Source organism: Mycobacterium noviomagense, from assembly GCF_010731635.1.
GTDB lineage: Bacteria > Actinomycetota > Actinomycetes > Mycobacteriales > Mycobacteriaceae > Mycobacterium > Mycobacterium noviomagense.
Genome location: NZ_AP022583.1, coordinates 3,734,843 through 3,751,935 on the forward strand (window position 1 = coordinate 3,734,843; position 17,093 = coordinate 3,751,935).

18 protein-coding genes and 3 pseudogenes are annotated in these 17,093 nt (G+C 66.5%); 13 read left to right on the forward strand and 8 right to left on the reverse strand.

The window, feature by feature from the left end; translation table 11 throughout:
- Positions 1-25: 25 nt before the first annotated feature.
- Genes G6N15_RS17775 through G6N15_RS17785 form a run of 3 tightly spaced genes read right to left on the reverse strand, consistent with a single transcriptional unit; the run spans position 26 to position 1,952 of the window.
- Positions 26-475: a group III truncated hemoglobin gene (locus G6N15_RS17775; protein WP_083089711.1), complete on the reverse strand. Its 450-nt coding sequence runs from the start codon at positions 473-475 to the stop codon at positions 26-28.
- A complete protein-coding gene (locus G6N15_RS17780) occupies positions 472-1,356 on the reverse strand; it encodes a class I SAM-dependent methyltransferase (RefSeq protein ID WP_083089710.1) in 885 nt (294 codons plus the stop codon). Before G6N15_RS17780 ends, G6N15_RS17775 begins: the two co-directional genes overlap by 4 nt.
- A complete protein-coding gene (locus tag G6N15_RS17785) occupies positions 1,356-1,952 on the reverse strand; it encodes a DUF2249 domain-containing protein (protein WP_083089709.1) in 597 nt (198 codons plus the stop codon). Before G6N15_RS17785 ends, G6N15_RS17780 begins: the two co-directional genes overlap by 1 nt.
- A gap of 56 nt (positions 1,953-2,008) precedes the next feature.
- Here G6N15_RS17785 and fdxA point away from each other — a divergent pair, with 56 nt between their 5' ends.
- Genes fdxA through G6N15_RS17805 form a run of 5 tightly spaced genes read left to right on the forward strand, consistent with a single transcriptional unit; the run spans position 2,009 to position 4,783 of the window.
- Positions 2,009-2,365: a ferredoxin gene (gene fdxA, locus G6N15_RS23330; protein ID WP_083089708.1), complete on the forward strand. Its 357-nt coding sequence runs from the start codon at positions 2,009-2,011 to the stop codon at positions 2,363-2,365.
- Positions 2,362-3,036: a helix-turn-helix transcriptional regulator gene (locus tag G6N15_RS17790; RefSeq protein ID WP_083089707.1), complete on the forward strand. Its 675-nt coding sequence runs from the start codon at positions 2,362-2,364 to the stop codon at positions 3,034-3,036. The genes fdxA and G6N15_RS17790 overlap by 4 nt, the downstream gene beginning before the upstream one ends.
- Positions 3,033-3,458 carry a hypothetical protein gene (locus G6N15_RS17795; RefSeq protein ID WP_083089706.1) on the forward strand — a complete coding sequence of 142 codons (426 nt, stop codon included), beginning with the start codon at positions 3,033-3,035 and terminating at the stop codon, positions 3,456-3,458. Before G6N15_RS17790 ends, G6N15_RS17795 begins: the two co-directional genes overlap by 4 nt.
- 35 nt (positions 3,459-3,493) lie before the next feature.
- Positions 3,494-3,838 carry a cupin domain-containing protein gene (locus G6N15_RS17800; protein WP_083089705.1) on the forward strand — a complete coding sequence of 115 codons (345 nt, stop codon included), beginning with the start codon at positions 3,494-3,496 and terminating at the stop codon, positions 3,836-3,838.
- A gap of 3 nt (positions 3,839-3,841) precedes the next feature.
- Complete coding sequence (locus G6N15_RS17805) at positions 3,842-4,783, forward strand: NAD(P)H-dependent flavin oxidoreductase (protein WP_083089704.1); 942 nt, start codon at positions 3,842-3,844, stop codon at positions 4,781-4,783.
- Between the two features lie 4 nt (positions 4,784-4,787).
- Here the strand turns inward: G6N15_RS17805 and G6N15_RS17810 are convergent.
- A pseudogene (locus tag G6N15_RS17810) lies at positions 4,788-4,976 on the reverse strand (transcriptional regulator); the annotation flags it as partial.
- An 82-nt stretch (positions 4,977-5,058) separates the two neighbouring features.
- Here G6N15_RS17810 and G6N15_RS17815 point away from each other — a divergent pair.
- Positions 5,059-6,172: pseudogene (locus G6N15_RS17815) on the forward strand (IS3 family transposase).
- Here G6N15_RS17815 and G6N15_RS17820 read toward each other — a convergent pair.
- Complete coding sequence (locus G6N15_RS17820) at positions 6,145-6,753, reverse strand: helix-turn-helix transcriptional regulator (protein WP_372506504.1); 609 nt, start codon at positions 6,751-6,753, stop codon at positions 6,145-6,147. The pseudogene G6N15_RS17815 and the gene G6N15_RS17820 sit on opposite strands and share 28 nt — an antisense overlap.
- Before the next feature lie 171 nt (positions 6,754-6,924).
- Between G6N15_RS17820 and G6N15_RS17825 the strand changes: the two are divergent.
- Positions 6,925-7,212 (forward strand): annotated as a pseudogene (locus G6N15_RS17825) (hypothetical protein); the annotation flags it as partial.
- On the opposite strand, the gene G6N15_RS17830 reads toward G6N15_RS17825, so the two are convergent.
- Entirely contained in the window at positions 7,196-8,800 is a 1,605-nt protein-coding gene (locus G6N15_RS17830; protein ID WP_083085623.1) for an adenylate/guanylate cyclase domain-containing protein, read from the reverse strand. The pseudogene G6N15_RS17825 and the gene G6N15_RS17830 sit on opposite strands and share 17 nt — an antisense overlap.
- A 25-nt stretch (positions 8,801-8,825) precedes the next feature.
- A complete protein-coding gene (locus G6N15_RS17835) occupies positions 8,826-10,670 on the reverse strand; it encodes a hypothetical protein (RefSeq protein WP_083085625.1) in 1,845 nt (614 codons plus the stop codon).
- Between the two features lie 136 nt (positions 10,671-10,806).
- On the opposite strand from G6N15_RS17835, the gene G6N15_RS17840 reads away from it, so the two are divergent.
- Positions 10,807-11,583 (forward strand): TetR/AcrR family transcriptional regulator, encoded by a 777-nt coding sequence (locus G6N15_RS17840; protein ID WP_163748138.1) that lies wholly within the window; start codon positions 10,807-10,809, stop codon positions 11,581-11,583.
- 17 nt (positions 11,584-11,600) lie between these two features.
- Here G6N15_RS17840 and G6N15_RS17845 read toward each other — a convergent pair whose 3' ends face one another.
- Positions 11,601-12,098, reverse strand: coding sequence for a DUF1990 domain-containing protein (locus G6N15_RS17845; protein ID WP_083085627.1), 498 nt, complete (start codon positions 12,096-12,098; stop codon positions 11,601-11,603).
- A 58-nt stretch (positions 12,099-12,156) separates the two neighbouring features.
- On the opposite strand from G6N15_RS17845, the gene G6N15_RS17850 reads away from it, so the two are divergent.
- The 5 genes from G6N15_RS17850 to pgsA all read left to right on the forward strand — a co-directional run bounded on the left by G6N15_RS17850 (position 12,157) and on the right by pgsA (position 17,039).
- Complete coding sequence (locus G6N15_RS17850) at positions 12,157-13,038, forward strand: aldo/keto reductase (protein ID WP_083085629.1); 882 nt, start codon at positions 12,157-12,159, stop codon at positions 13,036-13,038.
- Positions 13,039-13,052: 14 nt separating this feature from the next.
- A complete protein-coding gene (locus tag G6N15_RS17855; protein ID WP_083085631.1) occupies positions 13,053-13,667 on the forward strand; it encodes a PaaI family thioesterase in 615 nt (204 codons plus the stop codon).
- Positions 13,668-13,748: 81 nt separating this feature from the next.
- Complete coding sequence (gene thrS, locus G6N15_RS17860) at positions 13,749-15,812, forward strand: threonine--tRNA ligase (RefSeq protein WP_083085633.1); 2,064 nt, start codon at positions 13,749-13,751, stop codon at positions 15,810-15,812.
- Positions 15,805-16,377: an HIT family protein gene (locus tag G6N15_RS17865; RefSeq protein WP_083085634.1), complete on the forward strand. Its 573-nt coding sequence runs from the start codon at positions 15,805-15,807 to the stop codon at positions 16,375-16,377. Before thrS ends, G6N15_RS17865 begins: the two co-directional genes overlap by 8 nt.
- Entirely contained in the window at positions 16,374-17,039 is a 666-nt protein-coding gene (pgsA, locus tag G6N15_RS17870; RefSeq protein WP_083085635.1) for a phosphatidylinositol phosphate synthase, read from the forward strand. Before G6N15_RS17865 ends, pgsA begins: the two co-directional genes overlap by 4 nt.
- Positions 17,040-17,093: the final 54 nt, after the last annotated feature.

Here is a 17,093-nt window from a genome sequence, read left to right on the forward strand (position 1 = left end):
GTTTAGGGCAGATCCGATCTCGCGGTCAGTTTTCATTGGCGCGCCCGACAAACGCGTCGAGTTCAGAGGCGTCGCCGCCGGTGAGCCGGCGGTGCATCGCCCAGGCGATTCGGGCGGCTTGTACTTTCGCGGCTTCAGCGACTGGTCCGCAATACGTTTGGTCCACGGTGTTGTTCCATGTGGTCAGCCAGCGGACGAAGTGGTGGGCGGACAGTAGAGTTCGGCAGTGGACGGGTCGGTGAGCGTTCAGCGCGCTGCCGCGGTAGCGGCCGGCGCGAAAGAGCACTGTCTCCCAGAAGTCGCACATCACTGGGATGTGTGAATCCAAGCCCCGCGCCCGTAGCTCGGTGAACGGGTCGCCGAGGACATCGTCGTTGAGCACTCGACGGTAGAAGCGGCGCAGCAGCGCCTCCACGTCTGCGCGGCTTGCCAAATCCACGACGGTGTCCTCGAGCGGTCCCCGCACATCAGTCATGACCGATCACCCTGTCGGGCCTCGACAACGCCCGGCGCGGAGACATGGCTTTGATCCGCGTGTTCCGTTGGCGATTTGCGAGCGACGATCGCGACGGCGGTCAACCGATCGCGGTGCCGGCGAAAGGTCCGCCGCATCTGAAGAACGCGCCGGCGGGCGTCGCGATGGGTGAGCACGTTCATGGTGAACCTCAGCGCTCGGAGCAGCCCCTCGTCAGCGATCAAACGTCGCGGCTGCAGCAGCGCCATGGGCGCGGTCGCGACGTGATCGACGACCAACCCGTGTTCAGCAAGTAGGTCCCGCCATTCGGCGACGGTGAGCGGGCGGGCGTTGACTTTGATTGCGCGGGCCAGGGATTGGCGGACGTCGGTCTTGACGTCATCGGCGATGGTGTCCGGCGTCAGCGCGAGTTCGTGGATCGCGTAGCGCCCACCCGGTCGCAGCAGCCGGGCTGCCTCGGCGACGATGGCATGCTTGGTCGCCTTGCCCTGCATGGTCAGCATCGCCTCACCGACCACGACGTCGCTGCTGGCATCGGGCAACCCCGTATCGGCGGCGTCGGCGACCCGGACGTCGCCGCGCCCGGCGCCACTTTTGTGCACGATGTCGCGAACCAGCGCGGCCGCGTCGGGATCTTGCTCGGCACCGAGATACGAGCGCGGACGCCGCGCAAGGATCTCAATTGCGGTGCGGCCCAACCCTGGTGCCAACTCCAGCACATCGGCGTCGGTCACCGCGGCGCGGTCCAATAGCTCGCGGGTGAGCTCCGCACCCCCTGGGCGGAGCACCCGCTTGCCCAGGCGTGCCAGCAGCCAGTGGCCCGCCGCCGTGTCGTCGCCGCGGTTGGCTTTCGGCAGCGTTGTGCGCCGGATGCCGGGCATCAAACTGCCTGTCGCACAGTGGGTGTCAGCGGCAGGATTTCCCGCTTCTTGTGAACGGTCAGGTAGCGCAACCCGTTCGGGCCGGCGCTGAATTGGCGTCGGGAACGCTTCGGCAGCCACAGCAGCGCGCCGGGCGCCAGCTCGATCTCGCCCTGCTCGGTGGTGAGCCGTCCGCTGCCGGCCAGCACATGAATCAGGACGTCGACGTCGGCTCCGGCGTGCGCGTCGATGCCGCCGCCCGGCGCCAGCGCGATGACGTTCGAATCCAGGTCGCGCTCGCCGACTTCCAGTTTCCACACCGCTCCGGTGTGGTCGGGCTCGGCGGCCAACTCTGCGGTGTTGGCCAGAACCCGGGGCAGTGGGGTAGTGGCCAGTTTGGTGATCCGGATATGCCAGACGGCAGGGCCCTTCTCGAGGTACTCCCAGCCGTAGCTGCCCGCGTGGTCGGCCTCGAACTCTTGGCGCAGATGCTTGGGGTCGTGGTTGTTGACTAGCACGAACGACTCGCCGACGGCCAGCTTGGCGTAGGTGGCGAAAATCGTCGGGTGCTTGTCGGGCTTACGCAGCTGCCGGACGTCAAGTTCCTTGTCGGCCATGGAGTTTGCATACCTCGCACTAGTTTTTACAACACAGCTTGTGTAAACTCTAGCGCATGACGTACGTAATCGGGAAGCCATGTGTCGATGTGATGGACCGCTCATGCGTGGACGAGTGCCCTGTCGACTGCATCTACGAAGGCGGGCGGGCGCTGTACATCCATCCCGACGAATGCGTGGACTGCGGAGCCTGCGAGCCCGTCTGCCCGGTCGAGGCGATTTACTACGAGGACGACCTTCCAGACGAACTGCAGCCCTATCTTGCGGACAACGCGGCGTTCTTCACCGAAGTCCTGCCGGGCCGCGACCAGCCGCTCGGCTCACCCGGTGGAGCCGCCAAGGTAGGCCCACTCGGCATCGACACCCCGCTGGTGGCTCGCCTGCCCAGAGCAGAAGACTCCGAGGGAGAGTGAGCATCGCCAGGCCAGCCGGGGAGTCCGCCGATCGCCGCCGCGCCGTGCTGCAGGTGCTGAAGGCGGCGAAGGCTCCGATGAGCATCGTCGCGATCGCCGAGCAACTCGAGGTGCACCCCAACACGGTCCGCTTCCATCTGGACGGCCTGGTCCGTGACGGTCGTGTCGAACGCGTTGCACCAGACCACCGAAGGCCGGGGCGGCCTCCGCTGATGTTCCGGGCCGTCCGGCAGATGGATCGCGGCGGCGAGCGCCGCTATGAGTTGCTGGCCGAGATCCTCACCCTGGGTTTCGGCGACGACGAGCGCGATCCCAGCGCCAAGGCGCTGGCTGCTGGTCGCGCGTGGGGCCAGCGGCTGGAGTCGAATTCGGCTGGCACGGGCAGTGCGGGGACGCAGGAATCGATCGACCACCTGGTCGGTCTGCTCGATGAGCTCGGCTTTGCACCTGAGCACCGCCAGTCCGACGGTCAACACCAGATCGGCCTGCGCCACTGCCCGTTTCTCGAACTGGCCGAAGCCCGACGCAGCGTGGTCTGCCCGATACACCTCGGAATCATGCAAGGAGCAATGGAAACCGTGGACGCGCCGGTGACCGTGGACCGGCTGGACGCCTTCGTCGAACCCGACCTGTGCGTGGCCCACCTCAGTCTCGACGGGGCGGCCAAGTGAGCGTCGGGTCGGCGATCGCCGTCGGCGTCGCGTTTGTGTGGCTCGGCATGGTGCTGGCCATCTCGTTTCTGGAAGCGCCGCTCAAATTCCGGGCGCCCAACGTGACGACGCAGATCGGGCTCGGCATCGGCCGGCTGGTCTTCCGGGCACTCAACGCCGTCGAAGTGGTTTTCGCGATCGTCACGTTGGCCGTGGTCGTCGTGAGCCGGCCGCCGCTCGGGGTGATCGTGGCGTTCGTGGTCGCGTGGGCAACGCTGGTAGCGCAACTGGGCGCGGTGCGGCCCTTCCTGAACCGGCGATCGGACAAGGTGCTGGCCGGCCTCGACGCGCCCCGGTCTCGCGGTCATTACGCCTATGTCGGTTTGGAGGTGGTCAAGGTGATCGCATTGGTGACGGCGGGCGGTCTTCTACTATCCAGCTGAGGCCCAGATCACCGACCCCTCGACCGAAGGACATCATGGAGACCATTTCGCTGACCAACCTCGCTGCCGAAAAGCTGGCCGAGGCGCGCGAGACGAAAAGTGGGCGAGCCGCCCATACCCTTCACGGCGGGCACACCCATGAACTGCGGCAGACCGTGATGGCGTTGCTTGCCGGACGTGAGCTGGCTGAGCACGACAGCCCCGGCCAGGCGTCACTGCAGGTGCTGCAGGGCCATGTGCACCTGACCGCGGGCGACGACTCGTGGGAGGGCACGGCCGGCGACTACGTCGTGATCCCGCCGCAGCGGCATTCCCTGCAGGCCATCGAGGACTCGGTGATCATGCTGACCGTCTTCAAGAGCCTTTCTTCGGCGACATAGCGGGTGCTCTCGACACCGTGGTCGCGCGGCTTCGGCCTGCGGGTACCGATCGTCAACGCGCCGATGGGTGGTGCGGCCGGTGGCCGGCTCGCTGCCGCCGTGAGTGCGGCCGGTGGCTTGGGCATGCTAGGGATGGGCAGTACCGGGTCCACGAAGCTGCTCCACGCCGAGTTGCCGCACGTGCGAGGCACTTTCGGAATTGGCTTGGTGCACTGGGTAATTCGCAACGAACCTGGGCTGCTCGACGCTGCGCTTGCTGCCCGGCCGGCGCTGCTGTCGGTCAGCTTCGCCGACGAATGGTCGTGGGTTGAGCGCGCCCATTATGCGGGAGTCGCAACTGCCACACAGGTATACGACAGTCTTGGCGCTGTCCGGGCGCAAGACGCCGGTGTCGATGTCCTGGTGGCGCGGGGAGCAGAAGGCGGCGGCCACGGAGAGGCCAAGATCGCCACGCTGCCGCTGCTCGACGCCGTCTTGACCGTCGTCTCGGTGCCGGTGCTGGCGGCCGGTGGAATTGCGTCACCGCGAAGCCTCGCCGCCGTATTGGCTGCCGGTGCCAGCGGAGCGTGGTTGGGAACATGCTTGACGGCCTGCTCGGAGGCGCTGACCACCGACGGTGCCCGCCAGGCCCTCATCGCTGCGCGCGAGACCGACACCACGACCACCCGGGTATTCGATGTCGGCCGCGGATTGCCCTGGCCGGACCGGTTCCCGTCGCGCGTACTGGCCAACGACTTCGTTGCGCGGTGGGCGGGCCGGGAGGATGAGCTGGCCGCCGATCCCGACGCGCGCGCCGAGCTGGCCGCCGCGACCGCGGCCGACGACCCGCGAATCGCTCCGGTCGACGCCGGTCAGGGCGTCGGGATGGTCACGTCGGTGGAACCGGCGGGCGTTGTCATCGAGCGGCTGTGCGCTGGTGCGGAACGCCTGCTGGCGCAGTGGTAGACGGTTACTTTGACGATTTGCGGCCTGCGGTGAGCACCACGCAACAGCCCGGAGGGCGCGGATCCAGCCGCGCGTGCGGGCGATGCGGCCGCAGCGCATCGGCGATGCCGCTGATCAACGCGTGGTTCATCGTGCAGGCAAGCTCGCGCTGCTCCTCGGCCAGCGCGTGAAACGGGCAGTTGGCGAGATACACCTTGGCCTGACCCCGGTTGGTTGGTCCACGGTGTGTGAGAGTCTGGCGGCCCAGGTTTTGGGCAGGAAGGCTCGACAAGATCATGGCGACAAGAAAGCGGCACACTCCCGAGCAGATTGTGCGCAAGCTGATGACGGCCGATCGGCTGTTGGCCGAGGGCAAGGACACCGCGGCGGTGTGCCGCGACCTGGGTGTCTCCGAGGCCACGTATCACCGCTGGCGCAATCAATTCGGCGGGCTCAAGGCTGAGGACGCCAAGCGGCTCAAGGACCTCGAACGCGAGAACACCACCCTCAAACGGCTGCTGGCCGACGCCGAATTGGAGAAGGCCGCACTCAAGGAGATCGCCAAGGGAAACTTCTAGGCCCGGAACGCCGGCGGGCGGCCGTTGACCATCTCCAGCACGTGCTGGGAGTCAGTGAGCGCTTCGCCTGCCGCGTGGCCGGGCAACACCGCTCCACTCAACGACACGAACCAGCGTCGACCACGCCGGCTGATCCGGATGCCGCGTTGCGGGCCTGGATGCGCGCTTGGGCCAAGGAGCATCCGCGCCGGGGCTTTCGGCCCGCCTACCACGATGCGCGCGACGAAGGCTGGCCGGTCAATCACAAGAAATTCCAACGCCTGTGGCGCGAGGAGGGCTGCGGGTGCCGCAGCGGCGACGCCGCAAACGCCACGGCACCTCAACGGCCCCGCAAGTCAGCGCAGATGCGCCCGATCAGGTGTGGGCCGCCGATTTCCAGTTCGACGTCACCACCGACGGGCGCCCAATCAAGACCGTGTCGATCATCGACGAACACACCCGCGAATGCCTCGGCGACATGGTCGAACGCAACATCACCGGCGAAGACCTGATCTGCGAGCTCGAACGGATCGCCGCCCACCGAGGCACCTATCCGGCAGTCCTGCGCTGCGACAACGGACCCGAATTCGCCTGCGCGGCAATGGCTAACTGGGCCGCAAACCACATCGGCCTGTACTTCATCCCACCCGGCGAACCATGGCGCAACGGCTACGTCGAATCCTTCCACTCCCGGATCCGCGACGAATGCCTCAACATCAACAGCTTCTGGTCACTGGCGCATGCCCGCGTGGTCATCAGCGACTGGAAACACGAATACAACCACCACCGGCGCCACTCCGCCCTCGGCTACCAACCCCCGGCTCGCTACGCTGCCAGCTGTACCCACCGATGAACGACTCTCACCCAACATGGACCAATCCATGGGGTCCGGTCAACCTCACCGGCGCCATACCGCGGCTCGTAGCCGTGTTCGCGCAGTATCGCCACAGCCACCTCGAGCGCTGACTTCGCGTTGGCGGGTGCGCGCCCGCGGTCGGTTACGGCGGACGTTCCGATGCCGCGGCCGAAGTCCCGAGCAACCTGATTGAGCACGTCCACGACCGACGCACCGCTGGCTGCCGACTGGGCGATGGCCTTGGCCATCAGGCGGCCGGCCAACTCGTAGTCGCGCGGGGGAAGGCTGACCGCGATATCCCGGTCGGCTCGCCGATACAGCTTCGACGGGCGTCCCGCACCCGGCCCGGACCGTCCCGTCAGCCGCACATAGTCGCATTCCAGCAGCGCCTCGTCCTGCAGCCGGTCGAGGTGGAACTTCGCCTGGTGGCGTGCGACGCCTACCGCGTCGGCCGCTTGGTCACGGCTCACCGGTTCCGGTTGCGAGCAGACGAACCGGTAGAGCTGGTGGCGCACCGGGTCGGCGAGGGCGCCGATCCCGGCGGCATCGCGTTGCAAGGGGTCCCGCGAGGAATCCATCACCGTCCATTTCTAACAGACAAAACCCTTGACGATACATTCAGGTGAAGTTCTAACGTTCAATTTACGATCTCTTAGAAGGAGGAGCCGCCTTGAGTACCGCTCGCATAACCGCCCCCACCTCTGCTGCTGCCGGTCAGTTGAAAGATCCATCGTTTCAGGCGTACGCGGATCGACGGCATCGTCCCGGGCAACGCCGACCAGTGCATGTACGTCGTCGGTGTCAGCGAAATCGCCGCCGGTGTGCTGGTCGCGATCGCTCCGCGCATCGGCGCATGGGTGGTGGCGGCATGGCTGGCCGGCATCATCGTCGACCTGCTCACCCTTTCCGGTTTCTACGACATCGCGCTGCGTGACTTCGGTCTGCTGGTCTCCGCCGTCGCACTCGCGCGGCTGGCTGAAGGTGTGCACCGTGCCCGCACTGAGCGGACGGGGGAACCGCTTAAGTCTTCGGGTTAGCCAGTCGCGTCGGCTCTTTGCGCCCGCGCAACACCGTGTCCTCACCGAGCTCCCAGCAGCACTGTTCTTTTGCATCGCTGGCTTCTACCGTCGGCGCCGAGGCCAGCACGCGCTGCGGGGTCGACTTGGCCAACTCACACAGTCGGGCGGCTTCGTTGACCGGATCGCCGATGACGGTGTATTCGAACCGTTCGTACGCACCGACGTTGCCGGCCACCACGGTTCCTGCGGCCACGCCGATGCCGGCCGGGCATTCGGGCACTTCCTCGCTGAGTCGCTTCGCGATCGCACGTGCGGCCCCAAGAGCATCGGTCTCCGGGGAACGAGCCCGCACAGGCGCGCCGAAAATCGCCAGCAGCGCGTCGCCTTCGAACTTGTTCACCAGTCCCTTGCGGGCGTTGACCTCGTCGACGATGACCGTGAAGAACCGGTTGAGCAGCTCCACCACCTCGGCCGGGGGCCGGTCCGACACCAGTTCAGTGGATCCCATGATATCGACGAAAAGGACTGCGACATGGCGCTCTTCGCCACCCAACTCGATTTGCTGCTCTTCGGCAGCGGCGGCGACATCGCGTCCGACGTGGCGACCGAACAGGTCGCGGATGCGTTCACGCTGGCGCAGTCCCTCGACCATGGCGTTGAAGCCCCGCTGCAGTTCGCCGAGTTCGGTGCCGTCGAAGACCTGCAACTTACAGTCCAGGTCGCCGCCCTCCACGCGCTCCAGCGCCGCACGAACCACCCGCACCGCGGTGGCCGTCAGCCACGCGGCGACCAGTATCAAGAAGAACCCGAACACGAACGCCGCAACCGCCAAAAGCAAGACGGCGAAGCCGAACTGGGCCAGCGTTATGTTGCGCATAGACAGGGTGACCACCGCGGCCAGCGCGATGCCGATCACCGGCACGCCAGATCCCAACAGCCACGACGCCACAGTGCGGCCCATGACGCCCGGCGCCAGCCGTCGTGGTGGCCGTCCGGCTTCCAGGGCTTGAGCGGCCACCGGCCGCAACGCGAATTCCGCTGCGAAGTAACAGCTTGCCGACACGACAATGCCGCTGAAGCTGATGCCAAAGAGGAACTTCGGGATGTAGTCGGTGTTGACCCGGCCGTACAGCGTCGCGAACAGGACGGTGCCGATCGTCCACAGCACAACGGGAATGACGGTCAGCCGCCACGGCGCCAGGAAGGTGTTGCGCTGATCGTCAGCAGTCGGAGGCTGTTCCTCGATGGCCCAGCGCAGATCACCGATGATGCGTTTGGTAGCCCAAACCCACCCGACCACGATCGCTGCGGCGATATAGCTGGGTGCGATCACCAGAGAAATCCGGCGCACCGGGGCCGCGAACACGTCTGGCTCCGGGATGGCTACGGTGACCAGCAGCAGCACCACGCCGATCCCAATCAGGTTCGCGCACACCACAAATACGGTCAAAAGCACCTGGAGGCGCACCCGTCGGCGTTGTTGGCTCTCCGATGGGCTGCCCAAAATCCAAGAACCGTAGGGTCTTTCGGACAGGTGGCCGCTTTGGCGGGTGACAATCTCCAGGACGCGGCCCAACCGCTGCGCGAGCGTCTTACGCGTCACCAAAACGACATCTCATGAGAATCAGCAATCAGTTCGACAGTACATCGACCTGGTCCGGCCGGGTGGGTGCGCTCTCGGTGGCGTTGATCCGGCCGGCGCCCCAGGTAAGTGCGGAGATGACGATCAGGGTGAAGGTGAGCACGACGATGCTGCCGGCGGTGAACAACCAGGCGGGCACGTTGGGGTCGCGTTCGCGCTGCAGGATGCTGACCTCGAGCACGAAGGGGCGGGTGCTAGACGCTTGGGCGGGAATCTCCGGCGCGGGAATCGCGTCGTCGGCAGGCGCCCAGATCGGTACCCCGGTCATGGTCCTGCCGTCCTGGACACGCAGCACGGTTTTCCACGAGCCCCACACCGGAACAGGCTGCGTCGACACATAGTGCCCCGGTCCGGTCTGCTTGAGCCGATCGATCACCAGCCCGCGATGATGCTCCATCCGGCCCTGCCAGGACAGAATCGACACCCATTCTGGATCGCCGCTCATCATGTTGCGGGGATTCAGCCGCACGTCGGCCGATACCAGCCGCTGCCCGGGCGGGCTCGGCAAGTCGGTCAAACTGATCGTGGCGGTGTCTCGACTCGGCACCCGGATGTGCAGTCCGTTCGCCACGCCGGCGCCGATCACCAGCACCGTGGCCGCCACGACACCGATACCGATCGCGCGGCCGGGCAGGCGCTGACCGGTGAGCACCATGGCGAACAGCGCCCCGCAGATGCCGGTCAGCACCGCCGTCGGCACCGCCATCGCCAGGGCTTCGCCCCACATGCTCACCGGCCACGGGTAGTGGTACACCGCGTCGATCCACAGCGACTCCAGCCACAGCCCGACGGTGCCCACCCCGAGGCCGGCGATCGCGCCGAACAGGATTGGACGCCGGAAAAACGACGTGAGAGCCAGTAACTCCACCACCACCGCCGGGCCCAGATACAGCGCGAACCAGCTGGTGGGCGCCCCGAACTTGGGTGCCACCAGCCCGAAGATCGGACCGACAAGCAAGGCGACGGCGCCCCGCAATGCGGCCGCCAACAGGGCCGCGGCGATCGCCGCCCCGCGGCCCATCGTGATGCGGGCGGCGACCAGGGCCAGCGCTGCTGCCCCGGCGATCATCATGGGCTGCAGCACCAGCCGGAACTGCTCGACGCCGAAGTCGTATTCAATCTGATAGACCGACAACCCGATCAGCAATCCGGCGAAGGACATGTACCGCCAGAACTTGATCGCTTTCCCGTCGGCTGGCGCGTCGTCGGGCCTGGTTCGCCGAGCTTCGTACTCCAGCAGGAGCAACGCGAAGAGCGAAAAGCAGGCACCGCCGATCATCATTAAATGGGTTGGGCCCCAAAGAGTTACGTCTTGACCGAAGATGCGGTGCCAGATGTCGTCGAGCGGGAAACCGCTCAGCGCGTAGAGCCCGCAGCCGGCGACAAGCAGTCCGCCGACAGGCGCGTACCAGGTGCGCGTGATGCGCACGGCGGCCGGGCCGGGCTTTTCGAACGGCACCACGATCGCCAACACGCCTGCCAGGAAAATGCCGAACAACCCGATGACGATGAAGTAGTGCGCGGGGTTGGCCAGGGGGCCGGGATCACGGCCATTGCCGATGTGCCAGCTGACATCCCAGATAAATCCGAACAGCGCGCAGATGATGGAGCTGACGAACACCAGAATCTGCACAGCGGCCCACGGCGGTCGTTTGAACCAGCGGCTGAACGCGTCGGTGATGCGGGTCAGCCAGCTGATCCGATGATTGCGGTGCGCGTAACCGATCCACAACATCGCCGCGGCGACCACCATGGCGGCGATCGACAGACCGATGACCTGAGCCAGTCCGGCGCCGCGCGCGGGCGCTTCGGCGGCGATTGACAACGCCATCATTTGCCTCCCGTATGGCGAGCCGGTGAACGTGGTCAGCGGTAACCTTACGGAGTAATGAGTCACCGGTCTAGTGACTTTTGAAACGTGTTTGCAAAGTAGGTCTATATCTGTGTCACGCCGTAGGTATCGCCAGCCCGTGCCGGCCGACGTCATCCAGGCCACGCTCGCGTCGGCCGAGCGTCTCGGCAGAGACGTCGCCGACGTGCCGATTGCCGTGATCGCGCATGCGCTCGGGGTGTCGCGCAGCACGCTGCTGCGCCAGCTCGGCGGTTCTCGGCGAGCACTGGACAACGCGGTGCGCGACTTCGGCGTGGATCCCGGCGGCCGGCCCCCAGTACGGCAGCGCGCCGTCGAGGCCGCGGCCGCACTCATCAGTTCCCGGGGAGTGAGTGCCGCGACGTTCGAGGCGGTAGCGGCACAGGCCGACTGCTCGGTGCACAGTCTGTACGCCGTTTTCGGAGGACGTGACGCGTTGCTGGACGCCGTCTACGAGCGCTACATCCCGAGTCTTGATCTCGACGACGTCATCTCGGGAGACTCGTCCGATCTGAACGACAGGGTGCGCCGGGTCTACCGCTCGCTGGCAGCGGTCTATCTTCGCGAACCGCGGGTGCTGTCGGCGGTGCTCGCCGAAGCACTGGCCCGCCCAGCGGGATCGGCTGGACAAGTCCTGGTTGAACACGGTGCGCTGCGCAGGCTGGCCGATCTGGGCCGGTGGCTCGACGACGAGGTCGCCGCCGGTCGCATTCGCGATCTGCCCCGCACGCTGCTTGTGCAACAGCTGATCAGTCCGATCTCGGTGCACTGCATGATGCGCCCAGGGCTGACCAACGTGCCGCAGGTCGCGTTGCCCGCTGTCGAGGAATGCTGCGACATCTTCGCCGATGCTTTCGTTCGCGCCGTCGCACCGTGAGCGGGCTCGACCGCTCGTCACACCGCACGCAGGTACCGTTTGGCGATCACCCGCTGGCCCACCGCCAGCAATGGCTTGAGGGCTCTGCCCCACTGCGTCGCCGGCCGGGAGAACGACGACACCTCGGCGAACACCGCAGCGGTCACCGGGTCGTAGCGCACGGCGAACCGCTCCTCGCCCGACTCGGGATGCCCGGGCAGCGTGCCGTATGCGAATCCGCGCAGGTTCGGTTCCTCGATCACGTACACAACCCGGCACGGCGCGGACAGTAAAGCGAGCTTGACGACGACCACGGCGCCGACCGTGACCACGTCGCTGCTGGCTTGCACCCGCAGACCAGCACCGCGCTGCATCCCCCAATGCATGACAGCGTCGGCGGCCTGCTCGAACCGCTGTTGGCCGGCGCCGATGTGGCTGACGAATCCGAGGTGGTCGTATCCCGGGGGAATGGGGCCCGCCGTCGCGCCCACTTCGGGGTAGGTGAACGGCAGGCCGGCCAGCGCTTGCAAGTCCACGTCGCTAGCTTGCCATGCCGCGCTGGCGGTCAAACGGCGGAGGCGTACGGTCGGCCAGGTGAGTACAGAAACCTCGAAAAACCCGGCGGCAGCATCCGGCACGCTCACTTTGGGCGATGAGTTAACCGTCAACCGGCTCGGTTTCGGCGCGATGCGCCTCACTGGTCCCGGCGTGTGGGGCCCGCCCGCCGACCGCGACGAATGCATCCGCGTACTGCGTCGCGCCGTGGAGCTCGGCGTCAACTTCATCGACACCGCCGACTCCTACGGCCCTTACTTTTCCGAGGAGATCATCCGCGAGGCGCTGCACCCCTACGACGGTCTCGTCATCGCCACCAAGGCCGGCCTGCTGCGCACCGGCCCCGACGAGTGGATCCCGATGGGATTTCCGGCTTACCTGCGCCAGGAATGTGAGATGAGCTTGCGACGGCTCGGCGTGGAAACCATCGACCTGTTCCAGCTGCACCGCATCGACGACAAGTTTCCGCTCGAAGACCAGATCGTGGAGCTGAACAAGCTGCAGACGGAAGGCAAGATCCGTCATGTCGGCCTGTCGGAGGTCACCGTCGACCAACTGGCGGCCGCGCAACAGGTCATGCCGATCGTGTCGGTGCAGAACATGTACAACCTCACCGCCCGCGCCGCCGAACCGGTCCTGGAGGAGGCGACCAACCAGGGAATCGCCTTCATCCCGTGGTTCCCGCTGGCCGCTGGACCGCTGGCCGCACCCGACGGCCCGCTGGCGCGGATGGCGGGCGAGCATGACGCGACGCCCGCGCAGATGGCGTTGGCCTGGCTGCTGCACCGCTCGCCGGTGATGCTGCCGATTCCGGGGACGTCGAGTGTGGCGCACCTGGAGGAGAACGTCCGCGCCGCCGAAATCTCGCTGAGCGAAGAGGAAGTCGAGTTTTTGGGCGCGATCGGCGAGCAGAACGCGTAACGAAATACGGTGTCCTGGTGGCACGCCATCCCGGCGGCGGATTCAACCCGCCTGAACCGACGACCAAGGGCGGGCCCGACTACGGCCGGTTCATCGACGCCGTGCGCGCGCTGCAAGATCATGCCCGCGCGGTCGACGCACCCGACGAAGTGATCACCGAGGCCGCGGATCTGATCGAGAAGGTGTCCGAACTGCTGGCCCCGTTCGACACCGACGAATGGCAATCGACATCGGGCCGCCGGATGGATCTGCCCAACCGCGGCAACGTGTTGGCGGTCCCGCTGTCGATGAGCAAGACCGACGACGGAAGGCTGCACGGCTGGGCCCGGTTTCGCCGATTCCACTTGGGACGCAACGGCGCGGTGCACGGTGGAGCCCTCGGCTTGTTGTTCGACTCGGTGCTGGGTATGACGTCGGCGGTGCTCACCGGCGGTCCCTATCAGCGCACTGCCTACCTGCACATCGATTACCGCAACATCGTGCCGATCGAGAAGCAGCTGCAGGTCGACGCCGGAATCGATCGTGTGGACGGCCGCAAGATCTTTGTGTCGGGCAACCTGCGCGACGGCGACACATTACTCACCGAAGCGCAGGCATTGTTCGTCTTGTTGAGGCCCGGCCAGCCGTGAGGCTGGAGCCGTCGCTGCCGGCCGCCCCGATAGCATGGTCGCTACCGTTGCGACACCCCTAAAACCTCTGGAGAACACGCCGTGAGCGCCCCTGCACAGCCCGCCCCGGGAGCCGATGGCGCCTCTATCCGGGTTCCGGCTGGGACCAGTGCAGCCGCCGCGGTCCGAGACGCGGGGCTGCCGAGCCGCGGTGCGCCCGACGCAATCGTGGTGGTGCGCGACGCCGACGGCAAGCTGCGCGACTTGAGCTGGGTGCCCGGCGAGGACGCCGACGTCGTCCCGATAGCGGCCAACACCGACGAAGGGCGCAGCGTCATCCGGCACTCGTGTGCGCACGTGCTGGCCCAGGCCGTGCAAGACATGTTCCCGCAAGCCAAACTCGGTATCGGGCCGCCGATCACCGACGGCTTCTACTACGACTTCGACGTGCCGGAGCCGTTCACCCCGGAAGACCTCGAGGCGCTGGAAAAGCGGATGCGCCAGATCGTCAAGGAAGGGCAGCTGTTTTCCCGGCGCGTGTACCGATCCAAAGAAGAAGCCCGCGCCGAACTAGCCGGCGAGCCGTACAAGCTGGAACTCGTCGACGACAAGTCGGGCGACCCGGCGGTGATGGAAGTGGGCGGCGACGAGCTGACCGCCTATGACAACCTCAATCCTCGTACCCGGGAACAGGTTTGGAGCGACCTGTGTCGCGGCCCGCACATTCCCACCACCCGGTACATCCCCGCGTTCAAGCTCACCCGCAGCTCGGCCGCCTACTGGCGCGGCGATCAAAGCAACCCCAGCCTGCAACGCATCTACGGCACGGCGTGGGAATCGCAGGAGGCGCTCGACCGTCACCTGCAGCTCATCGAGGAGGCCCAACGCCGCGACCACCGCAAGCTGGGCGCCGAGCTGGACCTGTTCAGCTTCCCCGACGAAATCGGTTCGGGCCTCGTGGTTTTCCACCCCAAGGGGGGCATCATCCGGCGCGAGCTGGAGGAGTATTCGCGGCGCAAACACATCGAGGCGGGCTACGAATTCGTCAACACCCCGCACATCACCAAGGCCCAGCTGTTCCACACCTCAGGTCACCTGGACTGGTACGCCGACGGCATGTTCCCGCCCATGCAGCTCGACGCGGAATACAACGACGACGGCAGCCTGCGCAAGCCCGGTCAGGACTACTACCTCAAGCCGATGAACTGCCCGATGCACTGCCTGATCTACCGGTCGCGCGGGCGGTCCTATCGCGAACTTCCGTTGCGGCTCTTCGAATTCGGCACCGTGTACCGCTACGAGAAGTCAGGGGTCGTGCACGGGTTGACCAGGGCGCGCGGGTTCACCATGGACGACGCGCACATCTTTTGTACCCGCGAGCAGCTGCGCGCCGAGCTGGCGTCGCTGTTGCGGTTTGTGCTCGACCTGCTCGGTGACTATGGGCTAGAAGACTTTTACCTGGAGCTGTCGACGAAGGACCCGGAGAAGTTCGTCGGCTCTGAGGAAGTCTGGGACGAAGCCACCGCCACGCTGGCCGAGGTGGCCCGGGAGTCGGAGCTGCAGCTGGTGCCGGACCCGGGCGGGGCGGCGTTCTACGGCCCGAAAATCTCGGTGCAGGCCCGCGACGCGCTGGGCCGCAGTTGGCAGATGTCGACCATCCAGCTGGACTTCAACTTTCCGGAGCGTTTCGAGCTGGAGTACACCGCCGCCGACGGCACCCGGCAGCGGCCGGTGATGATCCACCGTGCGTTGTTCGGGTCGATCGAGCGGTTCTTCGGAATCCTCACCGAGCACTACGCCGGCGCGTTCCCGGCTTGGCTGGCGCCGGTGCAGGTAGTGGGCATCCCGGTGGCCGACCACCATGTGCCCTACTTGGAAGACGTTGCCGCGCAACTGAAGGCGCACGGAGTGCGGGTCGAGCTCGACACCAGCGATGACCGGATGGCCAAGAAGATCGTCCACCACACCAACCAGAAGGCGCCGTTCATGTTGCTGGCGGGCGACCGCGACATCGAGGCCGGCGCGGTGAGCTTCCGGTTCGGTGACCGCACCCAGATCAACGGCGTGTCCCGCGACGAGGCCGTCGCCGCGATCGTTGAATGGATCGCCAGCCGCGAGAACGCTTCTCCCACAGCTGATCTGGTGAAAGTGGGCGGCCGTGAGTGATGAGGAGCGCACGGCTGCTGAGGAACGCATGATCGTCGACCGGGGCGTCGGCGAGGCCGACCATCTGCAGCGACTGTGGACCCCCTACCGGATGAGCTACCTGGCCGAGGCGCCGCTGCGGCGCGACAATTCCAGCGCGGCCCAGCCGTTCACCGACATCCCCCAGCTCCCCGACGAAGACGGGCTGGTGGTGGCGCGCGGCGAACTGGTCTACGCGGTGTTGAACCTCTACCCGTACAACCCCGGCCATTTGATGGTGGTGCCGTATCGACAGGTATCCGAACTGGAGGATCTCACCGAGCAGGAAAGCGCTGAACTGATGGCCTTCATCCAGAAGGCGATTCGCGTCATCAAGGGGGTGTCGCGGCCGCACGGCTTCAACGTCGGCGTGAACCTCGGGACGTCGGCGGGCGGGTCGCTGGCCGAGCACCTGCACGTGCACGTGGTCCCGCGCTGGGGCGGCGACGCGAACTTCATCACGATCATCGGCGACTCCAAGGTCATCCCGCAGCTGTTGCGCGACACCCGCCGGCTGCTGGCCACCGAGTGGGCGAAACAACCGTGAGCAAACTGCTGTCCCGGGAAGGCGTCGCACGCGTCACCACACCGCTGGCGCGGGCAATGCTGCGGGCCGGCCTCACCGCGGACAGCGTCACGATCATGGCCACCGCAGCGGCGGTGCTGGCCGCGCTGACGCTGTTTCCGACCGGCCGGCTGTTCGTCGGCACACTCGTGATCTGGTTCTTCGTCATGTTCGACATGCTCGACGGGGCGATGGCCCGGGAAAGCGGCGGCGGCAGCCGCTTCGGCGCGGTGCTGGACGCCACCTGCGACCGCATCAGCGACGGCGCGGTGTTCTGCGGGCTGTTGTGGTGGGCGGCGTTCGGTATGCGGAGCCCGTCGCTGGTGGTGGCCACGATGATCTGCCTGGTGACCTCCCAGGTGATCTCCTACATCAAGGCCCGCGCCGAAGCCAGCGGGCTGCGCGGTGACGGCGGCTTCATCGAACGACCCGAGCGGCTGATCATTGTGCTCGTCGGTGCCGGCCTGTCGGATCTGCCTGTGTTCCCGCTGCATTGGGCCCTGCCGGTGGCGATGTGGGTGCTGGCGGTGGCCAGCATGATCACCTGCGCCCAGCGGCTGCACACCGTGCGGCACTCCGCTGGCGCAGCGGAACCCTTTGGCGCGCCGGACGAGCACGGGAAGCCGGAAAAGAGCGAACCGTGATCTCGCTCCCGGCGGGTCTGAGAGTGCCTGACGTCAGCCGCTTGCCGCTGGGTG